We start from the raw sequence: 18,210 nt of genomic DNA on the forward strand, positions 1-18,210 counted from the left end.
TCGATGGACAAAATCGGCACTACTTTTTTGGTTGTTGGCTAATAGTTTTTTATATGGACTGCAGTGGTTGATTTATTTTGGGGGCGAAAAAGGCTGGCTGACACATCTGCAGCGGTGGTATTATTGCGCGGTTCTTCTCCAAATAGTAGGCACATTAATTGTATATTTTTCGTTTTTTGTATAAAGGTCTCTCGTTTCTTGCCGGAGAATATGCTAAAATAAAAAGCAGCAGGGGGCGAGAAAACCATGGAAAAGCCAAATAAACGCAAAGCTGATTTAGAACGTACACGGCAAATTATTTTGTCTGTCGCTTCTGAATTATTCATGACAAAGGGGTTCAAAAATACCTCCACTCGTGAAATTGCTTTAAAAGCGAACATTACCCAACCGAATCTCTATCACCATTTTAAAAATAAAAAAGAACTGTATTTAGCTGTGATTGAAGAATTAACGTCCCGTGTTCAGGAAGAATTAGTCCCAATTGTTTCTGGAAATGCATCAGTAGAAGAAAAACTTTATCAATTAATCAAAGTTTTGTTAGATGAACATCCGACCAATCTTTTCTTAATGTTGAACGACATGTTTCAAGAAATGGGCCCTGATTATAATCGTACGCTGTATCAAATTTTCAAAAAAACCTATATCAATAATATTGCGGCTATTTTTGAAAGTGAACCTGAAACCAATTGCTTACAAGAGGGCATCAGTGTAGATGATGCAACTCGGTTTATTTTATATAACGTTAGTGCATTATTAAGTATTGAAAAAACGTACCAGCGAAAAACAGTGGATGACGATGTCAAAAAATTTATTCAATTTATGCTACATGGCGTTCTGAAAAGTCACAAATAAAAAATAGAGAAGCCCTGTTGGAAAACAGACTTCTCTATTTTTTTGTAAAATTCACTTATCAATTGATAAATAATTATTGATTTATCGATTGATAAGTGATATAGTTTATTTCGAAAAGAAGAAAGAGGTGAACCATTCATGTTTTTAGGATTTAATGAAATGAAGTATTCAAAAGGACGGTACGTCCTTGTAGTCTTAGTAATGGTCTTGATTGCTTGGTTAATTTTTATTTTGTCAGGTTTAGCGAACGGTTTAGCTCAAGGAAATCGTTTAGCCGTAGATCAATGGCAAGCGAATCAAGTGGTTTTATCAAAAGAGGCCAATAGTAATTTAAATGTATCAGTGTTAGATGAAAACGTGAAAGAAACGATTTCAGGAGGCAAAATTGCACCGATTGGTCAACAATCTTTAGCCATCCGCCCAGCAGATGACAAAAAGGCTGAATTAACGAATGTTAGCTTATTTGGGATTGAAAAAGAAAGTTTTTTAATGCCAAAAGTGATTGAAGGAAACGCATTTACTGATAAAAATCAAGTGATTGCTTCAGAAACATTGAAAAATCAAGGATTTAAAATTGGCGACAAATTAACTGCAGGGAAATATGATGAGCAATTAGAAATTGTCGGCTTTATTTCTAAAAGTAGCTATAACATTGTGCCAGTTATTTACACTTCTCTGGATACTTGGCGGTCAATTAAATATGGTGACAATCCAGCAATGGCCAAAATGGTTAATGGTTTCATTGTTCGCAGCAAGGACAACGCGGAAGTTAAAACGACTAATAAAGACAGCCAAGTTCTTTCAATTTCAGATTTTATTGAAAAACTGCCAGGATACAGCGCTCAAAACTTGACCTTGGATGGCATGATTTATTTCTTGATTGTGATTGCAGCGTTCATTATCGGTATTTTTATCTTTGTGATGACTTTACAGAAAACAGCAATGTTCGGTGTCTTAAAAGTTCAAGGGGTGCCGACTAGTTTCTTAGCAAAGGCAGTCATGCTACAAACCGCTTTATTGGCTGTTCTAGGAGTGGCGATTGGTCTTGCTTTAACGGGAATTACCGTGCTCTTTTTACCAGAAGCGATGCCTTATGCAACTAATGGACCACGCATGATTTTGTTTAGTGTACTATTGATTTTATCTGCATTAATTGGCGGGGCATTTTCAATTCGAACGATTGCTAAAATTGATCCGTTAATCGCGATTGGAGGTTAAAAACATGGCAAATGTTTTAGAAATGAAAAATATTTATAAAAAATATGGTGAAAAACATACAGAAGTGATCGCGTTAAAAGAATTATCTTTTGCGGTTCAGCCAGGTGAATTTGTCGCAGTAATTGGTCCTTCTGGTTCTGGTAAAAGTACCTTTTTAACGATTGCAGCTGGTTTACAGGCACCGACAAGTGGTGAAGTCATTGTTGGCGGGCAATCACTAAATAAGTTAACGAAAAAGCAACGTTTGGCGCAACGTTTTCAAAAAATCGGCTTTATTTTACAAAGCTCTAATTTGGTGCCATTTTTAACAGTGGAAGATCAATTTCACTTAATTGAAAAAGTTGATAAGTCACGTAAAAATAGTGAATTAAAAGAGCAATTGTTAGAGACGTTGGGTTTAAAAGAATTACGAAATAGTTATCCTCGTGATCTCTCTGGTGGGGAAAGACAACGGGTAGCCATTGCGTGTGCATTGTATCATGAGCCAGACGTAATTTTGGCAGATGAACCAACGGCTAGTTTAGATACAGAAAAGGCATTTGATGTTGTCCAATTACTAGCGAAAGAGGCCAAAGAGAAAGATAAAGGGATTATCATGGTGACACATGATGAGCGTTTGTTGAAATACTGTGATCGAGTGGTTCGTATTCGTGATGGTGAATTGACAGAGTAACAAAACAAATAAAAGAGAACATGATCGGATTGCTGGAGACAATCCGACCATGTTCTCTTATTTCTTTTCAATACAGAAAAGAACAGGTGGCTGATTTTTTTGATTGATAAACTCATAACGTAAGACACTGTAAACATCTTGTGGTAAGGCTTGCGTGTAATTCGTGACCAAATCAAGTTCCTCTGAACCACCTTCGTGGCCATAATAAACGACTAAAATAATGCGACTTCCTTTTACCAAATGAGGCAGTAACCCATCTAACGCCTGTTTAGTCGTAGCGGGTTTTGTAATAATTTCCTTATTACTTTTAGGTAAATAGCCTAAGTTAAAAATAGCGGCAGTGATTTCTGTTTCTTCATCTAGGACAGCATGAAGATGTTCATGTCCTAATGGAAATAACGTAGTTTGTGAGAGTAAATTAAGTTCTGTTAACTTTTGTTCTGTATTGATTAACGCTTCTTTTTGGATATCAAAGGCGAAAACTTCACCAGAAGGGCCAACCAGCTCTGCTAAGAATGCTGTATCATGACCATTTCCCATTGTTGCATCAATGACGAAGTCGCCAGGTTCCACTACTTCTTTTAAAAGTTGGTGACTAAAATGTAGGGCTGTTTGTAGCATTAATTGAAAACTTCCTTTCCTGAAATGACAGTATATTTTCCTTGATAACTGTTGCGGCGTTTCATTTCCGCATCAATCGCATTGAGGACTTCCCATTTTTTCAAGTTCCACATCGGTCCGATAATTGTTTCAAAGGGAGCATCGCCTGTCAAGCGATGAATAACAATTTCGGGTGGAATCATTTCTAACTGATCACAAATCACTGAAACATAGGCTTCTTTGCTCATCAATTGTAAGCGTCCTTCATTATAATCCCGCATCATTTTGGTATTTGTCATTAAATGAAGTAAGTGCAGTTTAATCCCTTGGATATCTGAATCCTGAATAGTTCGCCGCACATTTTCGCGCATCATGGCAGGTGTTTCCCCAGGTAGCCCGTTAATTAAATGTGTACAGACCCGAATCCCGTGTTTCCGTAATTTAGCCACACCATCTAGATATGTTTGATAATCATGGGCGCGATTAATGGCAGCGCTAGTTTCCTCAAACGTGGTTTGCAAACCCAACTCTACCCATAAATAAAAGCGTTCGTTTAATTCAGCTAAATAGTTCACCACCTCATCAGGCAAACAATCAGGACGGGTACCAATGGATAAACCAACGACGCCTTTTTCATTGACTACTTGTTCAAACCGATGACGAATAACGTCAACGGGCGCATGTGTATTGGTGAAATTTTGGAAGTAAACAATGTATTGATCGACAGTTGGCCATTTTTGATGCATCAATTGGATTTCTTTTTGAAATTGAAGCGGCAGGGGATCGCTAGGTGCAACAATCATGTCGCCTGATCCAGAAACACTACAGAACGTACAACCACCTTTGGCAACCGTCCCATCACGATTGGGGCAATCAAAGCCACCATCAATTGGCACTTTAAAAATCTTTTCACCAAACTGTTGACGAAGTGCATAGTTCCAAGTGTGATAGCGTTTATTTGGATCATCTGAATAAGGAAAAATTTGCATAATCAAGACTTCTTTCTAGCGTTGTTTGCTTTGAAATCGCCAAACAAAGCGTTTTTCTAAATAAATAGGGTAACTTAATAACAACCAAGCTAAACCAAGACAAAAACCACCTAAGATATCGCTAGGGAAATGGACACCTAAATAGATTCGACTAACTCCAATCATGAAAATCCCAATACCTAGTAAAATTTGCACACAAAGGCGGACCGTTTTATTTTTAATGAAAATTGGCAGAATCAATAAAATTGTGCCGTAGAACAAGGTACTTCCTACAGCATGTCCGCTAGGAAAACTATACGTATGTTCAGTTACTAAATGCTCCAAAGTAGGACGTTGGCGCATAAAGAATAATTTTAATAAAGAATTACCTACGCCAGCAATTAAGGCAGTATTAATAAAGAGCCATAATGCTTCAGCATAATATTTCCAAACAATAAACAGAGCAATGACAACGATTGCTAAGATGATAATCGTCAATGAATTGGCAAATTTGGTGTACCAAATAAAAAAGTTATTTAGCTGTGGAAAAGGACGACGAACAAAAGAAGTAATCGTTTGATCAAAGCCTTTGAGCCAGGTTGGATAAAAACGAACAACATAGCCTAAAAACATAAATACTAAAAGAAAACAACTACCTGCAAATTGATAATAAAGTTTGTTTTTCATAAAAAATCCTTTCAAAATTTAATCGCAACAATCCGTATTATACCATCAAAAGAGTAAAAAATTAAAAGATAATTTCATTGCCTGATTTGGAGGGGATACAGATATTAAGAAAGTTCTGGCACCACAATCTCTCATTGTGGTGCCAGAACTTTTTTAAATGGTGCATGGTTATTGATTATCATCATCAGGAGTATCAACGGTAATATCGCCGAATTCGCTAGAAAGGTTAAACTCTGTATCCGCACGACCATTCTTATAAGATGTTCGCTCTTTGTTTAAAAGTTGAACATCGCCTAATTTTGATTCACCTTTGATTGAAATGTTACGCAAAATTTCTCCAGAATTTACATAAATATCTCCATGGACAAGAGCGACAGTTAATTTTTTAGGCACAGCAGGCATGTCTAAAGAAAAATCACCATTTTCACTTGAAAAGTTAGCTTCTCCTTTGAAATCATAGACGCTAATATCGCCATCTGTCGTTGTTGCTTGGATGTTTCCGCGAGCATTTTGCACTCGAATATCACCAGAAATAGTCGTATTTTTGATTTCATCGAAATAGGCTGAATCCAACGTTATATCGCCGTCAGTGGTTTCAACTGTTGCTTTTTTAGCGGAAGTATCCGCTGAAAGGTAGATACCATCTGAAGAGTTAAGCGTCATTTTTTTGGCTTTAACACCCGATAGACTAACATAAGAATTTGGTAGATTAGTTGTTAATTCGTCTACGTTAAAAGCATTCAATGAAACTTGTGAATGGGTTGAGCCATCAATTACTAACTTTTTCACATTATTAGGAATCTGGACACTCACGTTCGGTGTGAAGTCACTAAAAATACCAATATTAAAGAATGACAATTCGGGTTGGTTTTGTGCACGAGTGGTATTGATGGTTGCTGTTATTTTATTTTTTTCTTCTTTGACATCTAAGGTGCCTTCAGCTTTTGAATAAAAGGCATTATTCGGTGATCGTAATCCCATTTTGTTACTATCAGTTTTATAAATGGTATAAGGGCCTTTGCCTTTTAAAGATAAGTGAAGTTCTTCGCCTGCTTGTTTATTTTTTAGTGTATAACTTTCTTTTAGCGGTGTGACTGATTTTTCCGCTTGCTTGTAATAATAGACGGCGCCAGATCCACCAATTAGCATCGCTAAGACAGCAATGGATAAGAGAATCCCTGTTGTTTTTTTCATTAGATATCACCTCGTAAAACAGCAATGTTCCATTGGAAATAACGCTTAAAGACATGTGCTGAAAATTTTAAAATTGGTAGAAAAAGTAACCAACCAATGATTGATGCACCAAATAAAAAGAGACTCATAGATAATTGGAAAAAGGAAGCGGCATTTGCTTGGGTAATAACACTATAAATACCATAAATTGGTGAAAATAAAGTTGCAGCTCCGGCAATGCCACAACCGACGTACATTAAGGCAATCCCTAAAATAACCCAAAACATGAAGAAAAAATTTAAACAGAAAATACCAAGCACTTGGAAAAATCGGGTTAGCGGCCGATGCTGTGGTCGTTGATAGTATGGAGAATCATTATCATAGTAAAATTCAGATTCTTCTTCATAGGGATGATCATAAACAGGTGTAGCCGCTGGAATTTCTTGCCAGCCATTATTTTCAATTTTTCGTTCCGTCAATTCGATGCCTTGTTCTTTTAAAATTTCTTCTGCGATAACCCGTGGTTTCCCCAATGATTTTGCCACTTGTTCTTCTGTTTCGCCTTCCGCAACACGAGCATCAAATAACGCCTTGTATTTCGCAAGAATAATAGCTTGATCTTTTGGATTTAATGCTTTTAAATAAATTTTCAGCTCAATAATAAAATGTTCTTTATTCATTCCGCTCCCTCTTTCTACACGATTCATTTCTCATCTTAAACTATAATTTCTTTTTGAGCGAATAACAAGAGGAATTAAAAAAATCAGACTAAGGTAAAGAAGCATCTACAACTAAAGTCGCAGTTTTTTTCCGAGTAGTAACAAGAGAGGAAATCCATGTTAAAAAACATTACTTCTTTACAATCTAGTTACAGTAATATGAAATTTTGTTGAAGTGTTTTTAATTCGCTAGAAAAAAAGGTATACTTGTTATAATAACAAAACTAAAAAATTACATTTACATATAAGTTAAAAAAGGAAAGTTGGGGACGTATCAATGAAGAAAGAATCAATGTCACGTATCGAAAGAAGGAAAGCACAACAAAGAAAGAAAACGCCAGTACAATGGAAGAAAAGCACTACTTTATTCAGCTCGGCGTTAATTGTTTCATCTGTAGGAACGCCCGTTGCGTTACTACCAGTGACTGCTGAGGCAACAGAAGAGCAGCCAACAAATGCGGAAGTTGCCCAAGCACCTACTACGGAAACTGGCTTAGTAGAGACACCAACAACAGAAACTACGCCAGGAACTACGGAACAACCGACAACGGATTCGTCAACAACGACTGAATCGACAACTGAATCATCAAAAGAAACACCAACAACACCAAGTACCGAGCAACCAACAGTTGATTCAACTACACCTGTGGAATCAGGAACGACTGATTCTTCAGTAGCAGAAATCACGCCAGTAGCTCCTTCAACAACCGAGTCTGAAGCAGCGCCTGCGGTTACACCCGATGATGAAGTAAAAGTACCAGAAGCTAGAGTAGCTTCTGCGCAAACTTTTTCAGCGTTATCACCGACGCAAAGTCCTTCAGAATTTATTGCCGAGTTAGCTCGTTGTGCACAACCTATTGCGCAAGCCAATGATTTATATGCATCAGTGATGATGGCTCAAGCAATCGTTGAAAGTGGTTGGGGAGCAAGTACGCTATCTAAGGCACCAAACTATAACTTATTTGGGATTAAAGGCAGCTACAATGGACAATCTGTCTATATGGATACATGGGAATATTTAAACGGCAAATGGTTAGTGAAAAAAGAACCTTTCCGTAAATATCCTTCTTACATGGAATCATTCCAAGATAATGCGCACGTGCTAAAAACAACTTCTTTCCAAGCGGGCGTTTACTATTATGCTGGGGCTTGGAAAAGCAATACAAGCTCGTACCGCGATGCAACTGCTTGGTTAACAGGTCGTTATGCGACAGATCCTAGCTACAATGCTAAATTAAATAATGTCATTACCGCATATAACTTAACTCAATATGATACACCATCTTCTGGTGGAAATACTGGGGGCGGAACAGTTAATCCAGGAACAGGCGGCTCGAACAATCAATCAGGAACGAACACGTACTATACTGTAAAATCAGGAGATACCTTGAATAAAATTGCCGCGCAATATGGTGTGAGCGTTGCTAATTTACGCTCATGGAACGGCATCTCTGGCGATTTAATTTTCGTTGGTCAAAAACTTATCGTGAAAAAAGGTGCTTCAGGTAACACTGGTGGCTCAGGCAGCGGTGGTTCTAACAATAATCAATCAGGAACGAACACGTACTATACTGTAAAATCAGGGGATACCTTGAATAAAATTGCCGCCCAATATGGCGTGAGCGTTGCTAATTTACGCTCATGGAATGGCATCTCTGGCGATTTAATTTTCGTTGGTCAAAAACTCATCGTGAAAAAAGGTGCTTCAGGTAACACTGGTGGCTCAAACAACGGTGGCTCTAACAATAATCAATCAGGAACGAATACGTACTACACAATTAAATCAGGCGATACCTTGAACAAAATTGCCGCGCAATATGGCGTGAGTGTTGCTAATTTACGCTCATGGAATGGCATTTCTGGCGACTTAATCTTCGCTGGTCAAAAAATTATTGTGAAAAAAGGTACTTCAGGTAACACCGGTGGCTCAAGCAATGGTGGTTCTAACAATAATCAATCAGGTACGAATACGTACTACACGATTAAATCAGGCGATACCTTGAACAAAATTTCTGCACAATTCGGTGTTAGTGTGGCTAACTTACAAGCCTGGAATAACATCAGCGGTAGTTTGATTTTTGCTGGTCAAAAGATTATCGTGAAAAAAGGCGCCAACTCAGGTTCAACGAATACGAACAAGCCTACGAATAATGGTGGCGGTGCGACAACATCCTACACGATTAAATCAGGCGATACGTTGAATAAAATTTCTGCACAGTTTGGCGTGAGTGTTGCTAATCTACGTTCATGGAACGGGATCAAAGGCGATTTAATTTTTGCTGGTCAAACAATCATCGTGAAAAAAGGCGCTTCTGCAGGTGGCAATGCTTCTTCAACAAATAGTGCATCAGGCAAACGCCATACAGTTAAAAGCGGTGATTCACTTTGGGGCTTATCAATGCAATACGGAATCAGCATCCAAAAAATCAAACAATTAAATGGCTTAAGCGGGGATACAATTTATATTGGTCAAACTTTAAAAGTTGGTTAATTTAAGATTGAAAAAAATAGCTATCTTTGGTAACATGAGTCTTATAATAGAAAAAAACAATGAGAAGGAATAGTAGAAAGAACCATGTGATAGAGAGCGTATGGCTGGTGGAAATACGTACAGAAGCTTTTGAACTCGCCTTTAAGTTACTTTTTTGAACAAACCAAGTAGGAAAAGTCGGTGACGATCGTTAAGACGTTTGAGGTTAAGGTGACGGTGACTGACCGTTTCTTTGACGAATTTAGGTGGTACCACGTTGCATTTGTATGTTCACGTCCTATAGGAATTTTTCCTATAGGACTTTTTTTTATCACTAAGTGGCTAGTTTAAGTCAGAATAGTGACAATGGCTGCAGATGGCAAATTTTAAGAATGAAAAATTTTATATTACTAGGAGGAATAACATGAGCTACAATCACAAAGAGATTGAGAAAAAATGGCAAAAATATTGGGCTAAGAACAATTGTTTCAATACATTGGACGACCCAAATAAAGAAAAATTTTATGCACTAGATATGTTTCCCTATCCATCTGGACAAGGTTTACACGTAGGTCACCCGGAAGGCTATACAGCAACCGATATTCTTTCACGTATGAAACGTGCGCAAGGCTATAATGTGTTGCATCCAATGGGCTGGGATGCGTTTGGTTTGCCAGCAGAGCAATATGCGTTAGATACAGGAAATGACCCAGCTGAATTTACTAAGAAAAATATCGAAACATTCCGTCGCCAAATTAATTCACTAGGATTCAGCTATGATTGGAATCGTGAAATTAATACCACTGATCCTGAATATTACAAATGGACACAATGGATATTTACAAAATTATATGAAAAAGGGTTAGCTTATGAAGCAGAAGTTGCGGTTAACTGGGTACCTGAACTAGGAACTGTTATTTCAAATGAAGAAGTCATTGATGGAAAAAGTGAACGTGGCGGTTATGATGTGGTTCGCCGACCAATGCGTCAATGGATGCTGAAAATTACTGCTTATGCAGATCGCTTATTAGAAGATTTAGAGCTTGTTGATTGGCCAGAAAGTATTAAAGATATGCAACGAAATTGGATTGGACGTTCTGAAGGAGCCAATGTGACCTTTAAAGTCGCTGGTACAGAAGAAAGTTTCACGGTGTTTACAACCCGTCCTGATACCTTGTTTGGTGCAACCTATACTGTTCTAGCTCCTGAACTAGAACTAGTGAAAAAAATTACGACACCTGAACAAACAGCAGCTGTAGAAGCATATATTGAAGAAACCTCAAAAAAATCTGATTTAAATAGAACGGATTTAGCAAAAGAAAAAACAGGTGTTTTCACAGGTGCGTATGCGATAAATCCAGTCAATGGCCAAGAAATTCCAATTTGGATTGGCGATTATGTTTTAGCAAGCTATGGCACAGGCGCAATCATGGCGGTCCCAGCGCATGATGAACGGGATTACGAATTTGCGAAAACATTTGGCATTGATATCCTACCAGTAATCGCAGGTGGCGACATTACAACAGAAGCCTATACAGGAGATGGACCGCATATCAATTCTGATTTCTTAAATGGATTAAACAAAGCAGAAGCCATCGCTAAAATGAATGAGTGGCTAGAAGAAAATCACGTAGGGAAAAAAGAAGTATCTTATCGTTTACGTGACTGGTTATTCTCTCGTCAACGCTACTGGGGTGAACCAATTCCTGTGATCCATTGGGAAGATGGAACAACCACAACGGTTCCTGAATCTGAGTTACCTCTACGTTTACCAGTAACATCGGATATTCGCCCAAGTGGAACTGGGGAATCGCCATTAGCAAACATTGATGAATGGGTCAATGTCGTCGACCCTGAAACTGGCATGAAGGGAAAACGTGAAACGAATACTATGCCACAATGGGCTGGAAGCTCTTGGTATTACTTACGATTCATTGATCCTCATAATAAAAATGAAATTGCTGATTTTGAAAAATTAAAACGTTGGTTACCAGTTGACATCTATATTGGTGGTGCCGAACATGCGGTGCTGCATTTACTTTATGCTCGTTTTTGGCATAAATTCTTATATGATATTGGTGTGGTTCCTACCAAAGAACCTTTCCAAAAATTATACAACCAAGGTATGATTTTAGGAGAAAACAACGAAAAAATGTCTAAATCACGTGGCAATGTTGTAAATCCCGATGATGTGGTGGCTAAATATGGTGCGGATACATTACGTCTTTATGAAATGTTCATGGGCCCGTTAGATGCTTCCATTGCTTGGAATGAAAATGGCTTAGAAGGAAGTCGTAAATTCTTAGATCGCGTTTGGCGTCTGATTGTTGATGAAGAAGGCAAAATGCGTGACCGAATTACCACAATTAATGATGGCCGTTTAACGAAAGTTTATCACCAAACGGTTAAAAAAGTGACAGAAGATATGGCAAACTTGCACTTTAATACAGCGATTTCTCAATTAATGGTTTTTGTGAATGAAGCCAATAAAGTGGATGCCTTACCTTATGAATATGTGGAAGGATTTGTCCAATTACTTGCGCCAATCGCGCCACATATTGGTGAAGAACTATGGCAAATTTTAGGTAACGAGGAAAGTTTAACTTATGTCCCTTGGCCAACCTATGATGAAGCAGCCTTAGTAGAAGATGAAGTGGAAGTAGTTTTCCAAGTGAACGGAAAATTACGTGGCAAACAAAATGTCGCTCGTGGGTTAAGCAAAGAAGAATTAGAACAAATTGCAATGAACCATGAAGCTGTTAAAGAATTTATTGAAGGAAAAACAGTGCGCAAAGTGATTGCTGTTCCAGATAAATTAGTAAATATTGTTGCAAATTAAGTTTACATGTTTTTATTAAAAAAAGAGCCGGACGTGTCAAAACGTCTGGCTCTTTTTAAGGTTGTTTTGTTTTACCTTTTTGATTCATATGTTCTTTACATGTGATTGTTATAACCGAAAGCAAGGCGATGAAGAGAAAAAAGTAACCAAGCGGCGTACAGAAAAAGGCGGGTTCTTTTAAAAGTCCATCGCTAGATAATGTTGATCCAACTAAAATAGAGATCATAAATAATAAAAGACTAATCAAGCCAAGAAATAAGCTAATACGATATTTTTTCAACTTCAGTTCCTCCTTTAATGAACTATCACTAAGATAAATCAAAAAGGTTAACTTTTTTTTAGGCAACTGTTAAAACTTAGATAAGAAATCTATTTTCTAAGTTTGTCGTTGTTGGTAATTGGTTAAGATCATACGTGAAAAGGGACCGACAATCAGCAATTGATAAGGAAGGGCAACAATAAAGTTCAGGCCCCAAGCTTGGAAATACGCACTTAGTGACAACGTCTGGCCTTCCATTAATAAGCCAAATAAAGACATACAAGTCACCATGCCGATAATCATGAGACTCGAAATGGTCAGAATAAGTAATAGCCGTTTTTCTTTATTAAAGGGTAAAGAAAAAGCGATTTTCTTAGCTAAGACACCAACGATGAAAACGTCTAAAATAAAAGCAACGATAAATCCAGGAAGCAAACCTTTTGATAAGGCGTACAATGAAAATTCTCCATGCAATAATAAATTATAGGTGCTCATTCCGAAAACCATCAGAAAGCACATTAACGTAGTAAAAAGCATTCCTTCTTTTTTATTAGTAGGCATTTTTTTCTCCTTTCATTTATTGAGAGTAATGATTGTTCTAGGCAGAAAAGGACAAATTCTCTCGACTTTTACTAGTGTAGCAAAAATAAAAGTTCTTCATAAGTTAGAATTTGCTAAGAATTTGATTCAAATAAAAAGGTGTACTAAGTCAGCAGTACACCTTTTTATTCGTTATTTAGTTTATTTTTGTGTTATTTGTAACGTCCTCTCCAAACCATTTTTGAGAAATTTTACTAAGGGTGCCATCTTTTCGTAACGTTTCAAAGGCAGTATTGATTTTTTGGACTAATTGATTGTCTGATTTGCGGACGCCCACAGCAAAATCTTCATTGTCATAGCCGACATGAGAAATAGTATAGTTTTTTAAATTATCTTCGTGGGAAAGATAGTAGTTGGCGTAGACGCGATCAATTAGGAGCCCATCAATTCGGCCAGATTTTAAATCTAAGAAAGCTTCATTAAAGCCGTCATATAAAATAGGCGTTTGGTCTTTAACAAATTTTTTCAAAACGTCAGGCTGACTTTCGAAGCCATCATAGCCAGAAGAGCCGTTTTGAACCCCTAAAATTTTGCCTTGCATGTCGCTCGCTGTTGCAATGTTTTTTTCTTTTAAAGAAACAAGTACTTGGTCGTTCGTCATGTAAGGTTGTGTGAATTGAACTTTTTCGGCCCGTTCGCTCGTTTTAGTGTAGCCGTTCCAAATAAGATCAATGGTTTGATTTTGTAATTCTGTTTCTTTCATAGACCAATCAATCGGTTGGAAGTCAACGGAAATGCCATAAAGTTTAAAAACCGCTTTGGCTAAGTCGACATCAAAGCCGACAATTTTGCCTGATTTATCTTGAAAACCCATGGGCACAAAGGAGTCATCTAAGCCAATAATAATCCGTTTTTCTTCGTTAATCCGTGTCCATTGATCTTCGTTGCTTTTTCTTTTACCACAACCTGCAAATAGGAGTAAACTACAACAGATAACCAGCAAGGCTAAAGAATATTTCTTTTTCATCATAAACTCCTTTCTATTGGACGGGGGCAACCGTCAAAAGATTGTCTGCAATTTTTTCAGCGAAAGCCATATCGTGGGTCACGACAATCTGTGTCATGCCTTGTTTCCGTAAATCTAAAATAACTTCTTCCACTTGTTGGCGTAAAGCTGGATCTAGCGCGCTCGTTGGTTCATCGTACCCAAGAACTTTTGGCTTCATTGCTAAGGCACGAGCAAGTGCAACTCGTTGTTTTTGTCCACCGGAAAGTTGGTACGGATAGAGTTTTTCTTTACCAGCCAAGCCCAATTTTTCCAGTAATTCTAAAGCTTCTCGCTGACTTTTTGCTTTTTCTTCTTTTAGTACTAATGTAGGTGCTAAGGTAATGTTTTCTAAAACTGATAAGTGAGGGAAAAGTTGGAAATCCTGGAAAACGACCCCAACCACTTGATCGGCATTGTCCATTTCAGCAGGATTGAAAGGAACACCATCCAACAAAAGCTCACCAGAATCAATGGTTTCTAAACCAGCCAAACAACGAAGTAAAGTGGTTTTTCCGCCGCCTGAAGGACCAACAATCGTTAAAATTTTACCCTCTGGAATTTCTAAATTTAAGTGATCAATAATGGTCCGGTTGTCAAAATGTTTGGTTAAATTTTTAATAGTTAACATGGTAGAGTCCTCCTATTTATAATATTGATAGAATTTTTCAATTTTCTTAGAAGCAACAGTCAAAATTGCCGTAAAGAGTAAATAAATCACTCCCACTAAAGCTAATGGTACTAATGTAACATCGCGGCTCATCGCAATTTTACCAGCACGTAAAAGATCGCCTAAGCCAAGTACATAAATAAGAGAAGTATCCTTGACCAAATTGATAATTTCATTTCCTACGGAAGGCAGCACGATTTTAACAACTTGTGGCAAAATAATCCGCGTGACTGTTTGAAAACGTGTTAAACGTAAAACCTTAGCAGCTTCATATTGACCTTGGGGAATTGCTTGAATCCCCCCGCGAAAAATTTCAGCAAAGTACGCAGCATAATTTAAAATAAATGCGAATAAGGCTGCATCGTAACGTTCAAAGACAATACCAATTAATGGTAAGCCGTAAAAAACAAAAATTAATTGTAACAATAGCGGAGTGCCGCGCATTAACCAAATGTAGAGGTTAATTAAGTAACGTAAAGGTTTAAACGAACTTTGTAAAATAAAGGCAATGATGATCCCCAGTGGAATCGAGCCAAGGAGTGTAAAGAAAAAGACTTTCAGTGTCATGCCAGCTCCGCTAACTAAAGCAGGTAAAATTTCTAAAATATAATCCATCATTTTTTCCTCCAACAATTTTTATTAAAAAACAAAAAAGCCTCTTGGCTGTGAGCCAAGAGGACGAATCGCGTTCGTGGTGCCACCTCAATTTACTTATCTTTCACAAGATAAGCCTTATGTAGTTGCGTTGACAACTACTCTCTGTTAACGATAGAGTCACCGGTTTTTCTTACTAAAGGATTCAGAAAAACATCTTTTAGGTGTGAGTAAAGAAGAATCCATCTTTTTCTTTCAGCCAATGAAAAAGTCTCTGTAAAGGAAGAGCTAAATTACTATGTCCTAAGCCTTGATTGCAAGTATGAAATTGTTCGAACGGAACAGAAAACCTGTTGCTTTTCTAGCGTATCCCATTAAGCATATGGAAAAGAGGACAACAGACTTGAGCAGTTGAGGCACTCTCTCAGGTTGAAAAGCGCATCTAAAAAAACAAAAAAGTCCTTTGGCTGACTAGCCAAAGGACGAATAATCAATTATCGTGGTTCCACCTTAGTTTATTCGTGTTTCGCAACACGAACCTTATGAAGTTCATAACTTCGCCTGTTAACGAGTGGTCCCGGACTTTCCTACTAAGGGTTCAAAAAGTCAACTCCCAGATGTGGTTCGCTGTTTCTTTACGTCTTTTTCCACCAACCAAAGACTCTCTTCACTAAAGGAAACAGTTACTCTTCTGTTCTCTGTTTTTCAATACTGTACCACCAGAAAAAATATCTGTCAACTCTTATTCTTAAAAAAATATTTTTCTTTCAAAAAGTAAGTGCTGAAAAAGGACAAATGTATGGAAAATCATGTAAAATGTAGGTAAGTTGTTTGAACAGAAGGAGGAGTTTTGGTATGAAACAGAAAAAGTGGTTAATCGGACTTGTTGCACTGGGCTTGGTTTTAGCAGCATGTGGAAGTGGCGGTTCGAAAACGACCTCGAAGGAACCAGCTACACAGAAAATTAACGTCGCATCTGGTGGTGAACTCTCGACATTAGACAGCGCTCATTATACAGATGTCTATAGTTCCGATATGATTGGTCAAGTAGTTGAAGGCTTGTATCGACAAGATAAAAACGGAGATCCTGAGCTAGCTATGGCGAAAGCAGAGCCACAAGTTAGTGAAGACGGGTTAGTCTATACATTCAAGTTACGAGAAGCAAAATGGACAAACGGGGATCCAGTTAAAGCAGGGGATTTTGTAGTTGCGTTTAGAAACGTGGTCGATCCAGCATATGGTTCAAGTAGCAGTAATCAAATGGATATTTTTAAAAATGGGCGTGCGGTGCGGGAAGGACAAGCCACGATGGAAGAATTTGGTGTCAAAGCAATCAATGACCAGACACTAGAACTAACATTAGAAAATCCAATTCCTTATTTAGCCCAAGTCTTAGTTGGAACACCTTTTATGCCTAAAAATGAAGCCTTTGCCAAAGAAAAAGGTACTGCCTATGGGACTTCTGCAGATAATTTTGTTGGCAATGGACCATTTGTAATTTCAGGTTGGGATGGCAATTCCGAAACTTGGAAATTGAAGAAGAATGATCATTATTGGGATAAAGAACACGTAAAATTGAATGAAATTGATGTTCAAGTAGTGAAAGAAATTGGCACAGGAGCCAATCTTTTTGATAATGGCGACTTAGATTACACTGTTTTAGCAGATACTTATGCACTTCAGTATAAAGAGTCAAAACAAGCGCATTTTGTACCTAAAGCCATGGTGGGTTATTTAAGCCCAAATCATCGCCGTGAAATTACCGGCAACGAACATGTTCGAAAAGCTTTTTTACAAGCGATTGACAAAGAAACTTTTGCAAAAGAAATTTTAGGAGATGGCTCGACAGCTTTAAATGGTTTTGTACCAGCTAATTTTGCAAAAAATCCAGACACAGGTGAAGATTTCCGCAAAGAAAATGGTGATTTGTTGCCATATAATATTAAAGAAGCCCAAGCTAACTGGACCAAAGCGAAAGAAGAGTTGGGCAAAGATAAAATTGAATTGGAACTAATCTCAGCGGACTCAGCGATTGCCAAGAAAACCATTGAATTTGTTCAAGGGCAATTGCAACAAAATTTACCAGGTTTAACAATCAAATTAAAATCATTGCCTTTGCAAAATCGTTTGGATTTACAAACAGCAGGTAATTACGATTTAGCCTTTGGAACATGGACACCTGACTATGCTGATCCCATTAATTTTTTAGAATTTTATGACTCGAAAAGTGGCTTAAATACTTCTGGTTATAACGATTCAGCGTATGATGCGGGTCTCCAAAAAGTTAGAAAAGATTACGCCAATGAACCTGAAAAACGCTGGAATGAATTACTAAGTTTAGAAAAAACATTAATTGAAAAAGATGCCGGTGTTTTACCACTATTCCAAGGAGCCATTGGTTACTTGAAATCAGATCGCTTACAAGGTTTGCAAGTATTTTCTTTTGGTCGCACAGTATCCTATCGTTTAGCTTATGTAGAAGAATAAATTGACTTCTGAAAAGTCCTATCTTTTGAAAAAGTCTGCTTTCTGTTTTATCCTTAAAGTAGGAAAATTAACTAAAAAAATCAACTATGAAAGGTAGGTTTTTCAAATGTTTAGCTTTCTATGGGCATTAATTGTCGGAGGAATTATTGGCGCAATTGCTGGCGCAATTTTAGGAAAAGATGTTCCAGGTGGCATTATTGGAAATATTATCGTGGGCTTTTTAGGAAGTTGGGTAGCATCACTCTTGTTGCCTTCTTTAGGACCAGTCATCGGCGGTTTTCCAATTATCTCAGCGTTGCTAGGAGCGATTATCTGTATCGCTATTTACTCTTTTATTGTAAACCGCAAGGCGTAAAATTGTATCAAAATGATATCTTGAAAAGCATCATAAAACTTGTGAAGGTTGATCAAACCAT

Annotated in this window: 17 protein-coding genes and 3 other annotated features; of the genes, 7 read left to right on the forward strand and 10 right to left on the reverse strand. The window is 37.6% G+C overall.

Annotated elements, in window-relative coordinates; translation table 11 throughout:
• The first annotated feature begins 246 nt into the window (after nt 1-246).
• The 3 genes from IGJ46_RS02735 (at nt 247) to IGJ46_RS02745 (ending at nt 2,743) form a co-directional block, all read left to right on the forward strand.
• Entirely contained in the window at nt 247-852 is a 606-nt protein-coding gene (locus IGJ46_RS02735; protein ID WP_002355664.1) for a TetR/AcrR family transcriptional regulator, read from the forward strand.
• A gap of 138 nt (nt 853-990) precedes the next feature.
• The gene (locus IGJ46_RS02740; protein ID WP_002355665.1) at nt 991-2,070 is read left to right on the forward strand and encodes an ABC transporter permease; all 1,080 of its coding nucleotides are present in this window, start codon (nt 991-993) and stop codon (nt 2,068-2,070) included.
• A 4-nt stretch (nt 2,071-2,074) separates the two neighbouring features.
• The gene (locus tag IGJ46_RS02745; protein WP_002363221.1) at nt 2,075-2,743 is read left to right on the forward strand and encodes an ABC transporter ATP-binding protein; all 669 of its coding nucleotides are present in this window, start codon (nt 2,075-2,077) and stop codon (nt 2,741-2,743) included.
• 57 nt (nt 2,744-2,800) lie between these two features.
• On the opposite strand, the gene IGJ46_RS02750 is transcribed toward IGJ46_RS02745, so the two are convergent.
• The 5 genes from IGJ46_RS02750 to IGJ46_RS02770 form a co-directional block, all read right to left on the reverse strand.
• Nucleotides 2,801-3,364, reverse strand: a complete 564-nt coding sequence (locus tag IGJ46_RS02750) for a class I SAM-dependent methyltransferase (protein ID WP_002379137.1) — start codon at nt 3,362-3,364, stop codon at nt 2,801-2,803.
• Entirely contained in the window at nt 3,364-4,332 is a 969-nt protein-coding gene (locus IGJ46_RS02755) for a TIGR01212 family radical SAM protein (protein ID WP_218391443.1), read from the reverse strand. Before IGJ46_RS02755 ends, IGJ46_RS02750 begins: the two co-directional genes overlap by 1 nt.
• 15 nt (nt 4,333-4,347) lie before the next feature.
• On the reverse strand, nt 4,348-4,998 hold the full coding sequence (locus IGJ46_RS02760) for a phosphatase PAP2 family protein (RefSeq protein ID WP_002355669.1): 651 nt from the start codon (nt 4,996-4,998) through the stop codon (nt 4,348-4,350).
• Nucleotides 4,999-5,166: 168 nt separating this feature from the next.
• Nucleotides 5,167-6,192 (reverse strand): DUF4097 family beta strand repeat-containing protein, encoded by a 1,026-nt coding sequence (locus tag IGJ46_RS02765; protein WP_218391444.1) that lies wholly within the window; start codon nt 6,190-6,192, stop codon nt 5,167-5,169.
• Entirely contained in the window at nt 6,192-6,851 is a 660-nt protein-coding gene (locus IGJ46_RS02770; RefSeq protein ID WP_256356967.1) for a DUF1700 domain-containing protein, read from the reverse strand. The genes IGJ46_RS02765 and IGJ46_RS02770 overlap by 1 nt, the downstream gene beginning before the upstream one ends.
• Before the next feature lie 316 nt (nt 6,852-7,167).
• Here IGJ46_RS02770 and IGJ46_RS02775 point away from each other — a divergent pair, with 316 nt between their 5' ends.
• Both IGJ46_RS02775 and leuS read left to right on the forward strand, forming a co-directional pair.
• The gene (locus IGJ46_RS02775; protein ID WP_010826408.1) at nt 7,168-9,381 is read left to right on the forward strand and encodes an autolysin; all 2,214 of its coding nucleotides are present in this window, start codon (nt 7,168-7,170) and stop codon (nt 9,379-9,381) included.
• 50 nt (nt 9,382-9,431) lie between these two features.
• Nucleotides 9,432-9,664, forward strand: a binding site (T-box leader).
• 120 nt (nt 9,665-9,784) lie between these two features.
• On the forward strand, nt 9,785-12,199 hold the full coding sequence (leuS, locus tag IGJ46_RS02780; protein WP_002364766.1) for a leucine--tRNA ligase: 2,415 nt from the start codon (nt 9,785-9,787) through the stop codon (nt 12,197-12,199).
• A 55-nt stretch (nt 12,200-12,254) separates the two neighbouring features.
• Here leuS and IGJ46_RS02785 read toward each other — a convergent pair whose 3' ends face one another.
• From IGJ46_RS02785 to IGJ46_RS02805, 5 genes are all read right to left on the reverse strand, one after another.
• Entirely contained in the window at nt 12,255-12,479 is a 225-nt protein-coding gene (locus IGJ46_RS02785; protein ID WP_002383054.1) for a DUF3955 domain-containing protein, read from the reverse strand.
• Nucleotides 12,480-12,575: 96 nt separating this feature from the next.
• On the reverse strand, nt 12,576-13,019 hold the full coding sequence (locus IGJ46_RS02790) for a hypothetical protein (protein ID WP_002355676.1): 444 nt from the start codon (nt 13,017-13,019) through the stop codon (nt 12,576-12,578).
• 175 nt (nt 13,020-13,194) lie between these two features.
• Nucleotides 13,195-14,028: an amino acid ABC transporter substrate-binding protein gene (locus IGJ46_RS02795; protein ID WP_002355679.1), complete on the reverse strand. Its 834-nt coding sequence runs from the start codon at nt 14,026-14,028 to the stop codon at nt 13,195-13,197.
• A gap of 10 nt (nt 14,029-14,038) precedes the next feature.
• The gene (locus IGJ46_RS02800) at nt 14,039-14,674 is read right to left on the reverse strand and encodes an amino acid ABC transporter ATP-binding protein (RefSeq protein ID WP_218391446.1); all 636 of its coding nucleotides are present in this window, start codon (nt 14,672-14,674) and stop codon (nt 14,039-14,041) included.
• 12 nt (nt 14,675-14,686) lie between these two features.
• Nucleotides 14,687-15,331: an amino acid ABC transporter permease gene (locus IGJ46_RS02805; protein ID WP_002383057.1), complete on the reverse strand. Its 645-nt coding sequence runs from the start codon at nt 15,329-15,331 to the stop codon at nt 14,687-14,689.
• Nucleotides 15,332-15,384: 53 nt separating this feature from the next.
• Nucleotides 15,385-15,627, reverse strand: a binding site (T-box leader).
• Nucleotides 15,628-15,782: 155 nt separating this feature from the next.
• Nucleotides 15,783-16,015, reverse strand: a binding site (T-box leader).
• 147 nt (nt 16,016-16,162) lie between these two features.
• Here IGJ46_RS02805 and IGJ46_RS02810 point away from each other — a divergent pair.
• Nucleotides 16,163-17,794 carry a peptide ABC transporter substrate-binding protein gene (locus IGJ46_RS02810; RefSeq protein ID WP_174084193.1) on the forward strand — a complete coding sequence of 544 codons (1,632 nt, stop codon included), beginning with the start codon at nt 16,163-16,165 and terminating at the stop codon, nt 17,792-17,794.
• A 106-nt stretch (nt 17,795-17,900) separates the two neighbouring features.
• Complete coding sequence (locus tag IGJ46_RS02815) at nt 17,901-18,149, forward strand: GlsB/YeaQ/YmgE family stress response membrane protein (protein ID WP_002355684.1); 249 nt, start codon at nt 17,901-17,903, stop codon at nt 18,147-18,149.
• The last annotated feature ends 61 nt before the right edge of the window (nt 18,150-18,210 follow it).

Source organism: Enterococcus sp. AZ120 (assembly GCF_050546165.1).
Classification (GTDB): Bacteria; Bacillota; Bacilli; order Lactobacillales; family Enterococcaceae; genus Enterococcus; species Enterococcus faecalis.

What these genes read in the sequence shown, in the direction of transcription:
- IGJ46_RS02770 (WP_256356967.1), bottom strand. Translation starts at nt 6,851, where the DNA reads ATGAATAAAGAACATTTTATTATTGAGCTGAAAATTTATTTAAAAGCA.
- IGJ46_RS02805 (WP_002383057.1), bottom strand. Translation starts at nt 15,331, where the DNA reads ATGATGGATTATATTTTAGAAATTTTACCTGCTTTAGTTAGCGGAGCT.
- IGJ46_RS02745 (WP_002363221.1), top strand. Translation starts at nt 2,075, where the DNA reads ATGGCAAATGTTTTAGAAATGAAAAATATTTATAAAAAATATGGTGAA.
- IGJ46_RS02740 (WP_002355665.1), top strand. Translation starts at nt 991, where the DNA reads ATGTTTTTAGGATTTAATGAAATGAAGTATTCAAAAGGACGGTACGTC.
- IGJ46_RS02735 (WP_002355664.1), top strand. Translation starts at nt 247, where the DNA reads ATGGAAAAGCCAAATAAACGCAAAGCTGATTTAGAACGTACACGGCAA.
- leuS (WP_002364766.1), top strand. Translation starts at nt 9,785, where the DNA reads ATGAGCTACAATCACAAAGAGATTGAGAAAAAATGGCAAAAATATTGG.
- IGJ46_RS02775 (WP_010826408.1), top strand. Translation starts at nt 7,168, where the DNA reads ATGAAGAAAGAATCAATGTCACGTATCGAAAGAAGGAAAGCACAACAA.
- IGJ46_RS02760 (WP_002355669.1), bottom strand. Translation starts at nt 4,998, where the DNA reads ATGAAAAACAAACTTTATTATCAATTTGCAGGTAGTTGTTTTCTTTTA.
- IGJ46_RS02755 (WP_218391443.1), bottom strand. Translation starts at nt 4,332, where the DNA reads ATGCAAATTTTTCCTTATTCAGATGATCCAAATAAACGCTATCACACT.
- IGJ46_RS02800 (WP_218391446.1), bottom strand. Translation starts at nt 14,674, where the DNA reads ATGTTAACTATTAAAAATTTAACCAAACATTTTGACAACCGGACCATT.
- IGJ46_RS02790 (WP_002355676.1), bottom strand. Translation starts at nt 13,019, where the DNA reads ATGCCTACTAATAAAAAAGAAGGAATGCTTTTTACTACGTTAATGTGC.
- IGJ46_RS02765 (WP_218391444.1), bottom strand. Translation starts at nt 6,192, where the DNA reads ATGAAAAAAACAACAGGGATTCTCTTATCCATTGCTGTCTTAGCGATG.
- IGJ46_RS02815 (WP_002355684.1), top strand. Translation starts at nt 17,901, where the DNA reads ATGTTTAGCTTTCTATGGGCATTAATTGTCGGAGGAATTATTGGCGCA.
- IGJ46_RS02750 (WP_002379137.1), bottom strand. Translation starts at nt 3,364, where the DNA reads ATGCTACAAACAGCCCTACATTTTAGTCACCAACTTTTAAAAGAAGTA.
- IGJ46_RS02810 (WP_174084193.1), top strand. Translation starts at nt 16,163, where the DNA reads ATGAAACAGAAAAAGTGGTTAATCGGACTTGTTGCACTGGGCTTGGTT.
- IGJ46_RS02795 (WP_002355679.1), bottom strand. Translation starts at nt 14,028, where the DNA reads ATGATGAAAAAGAAATATTCTTTAGCCTTGCTGGTTATCTGTTGTAGT.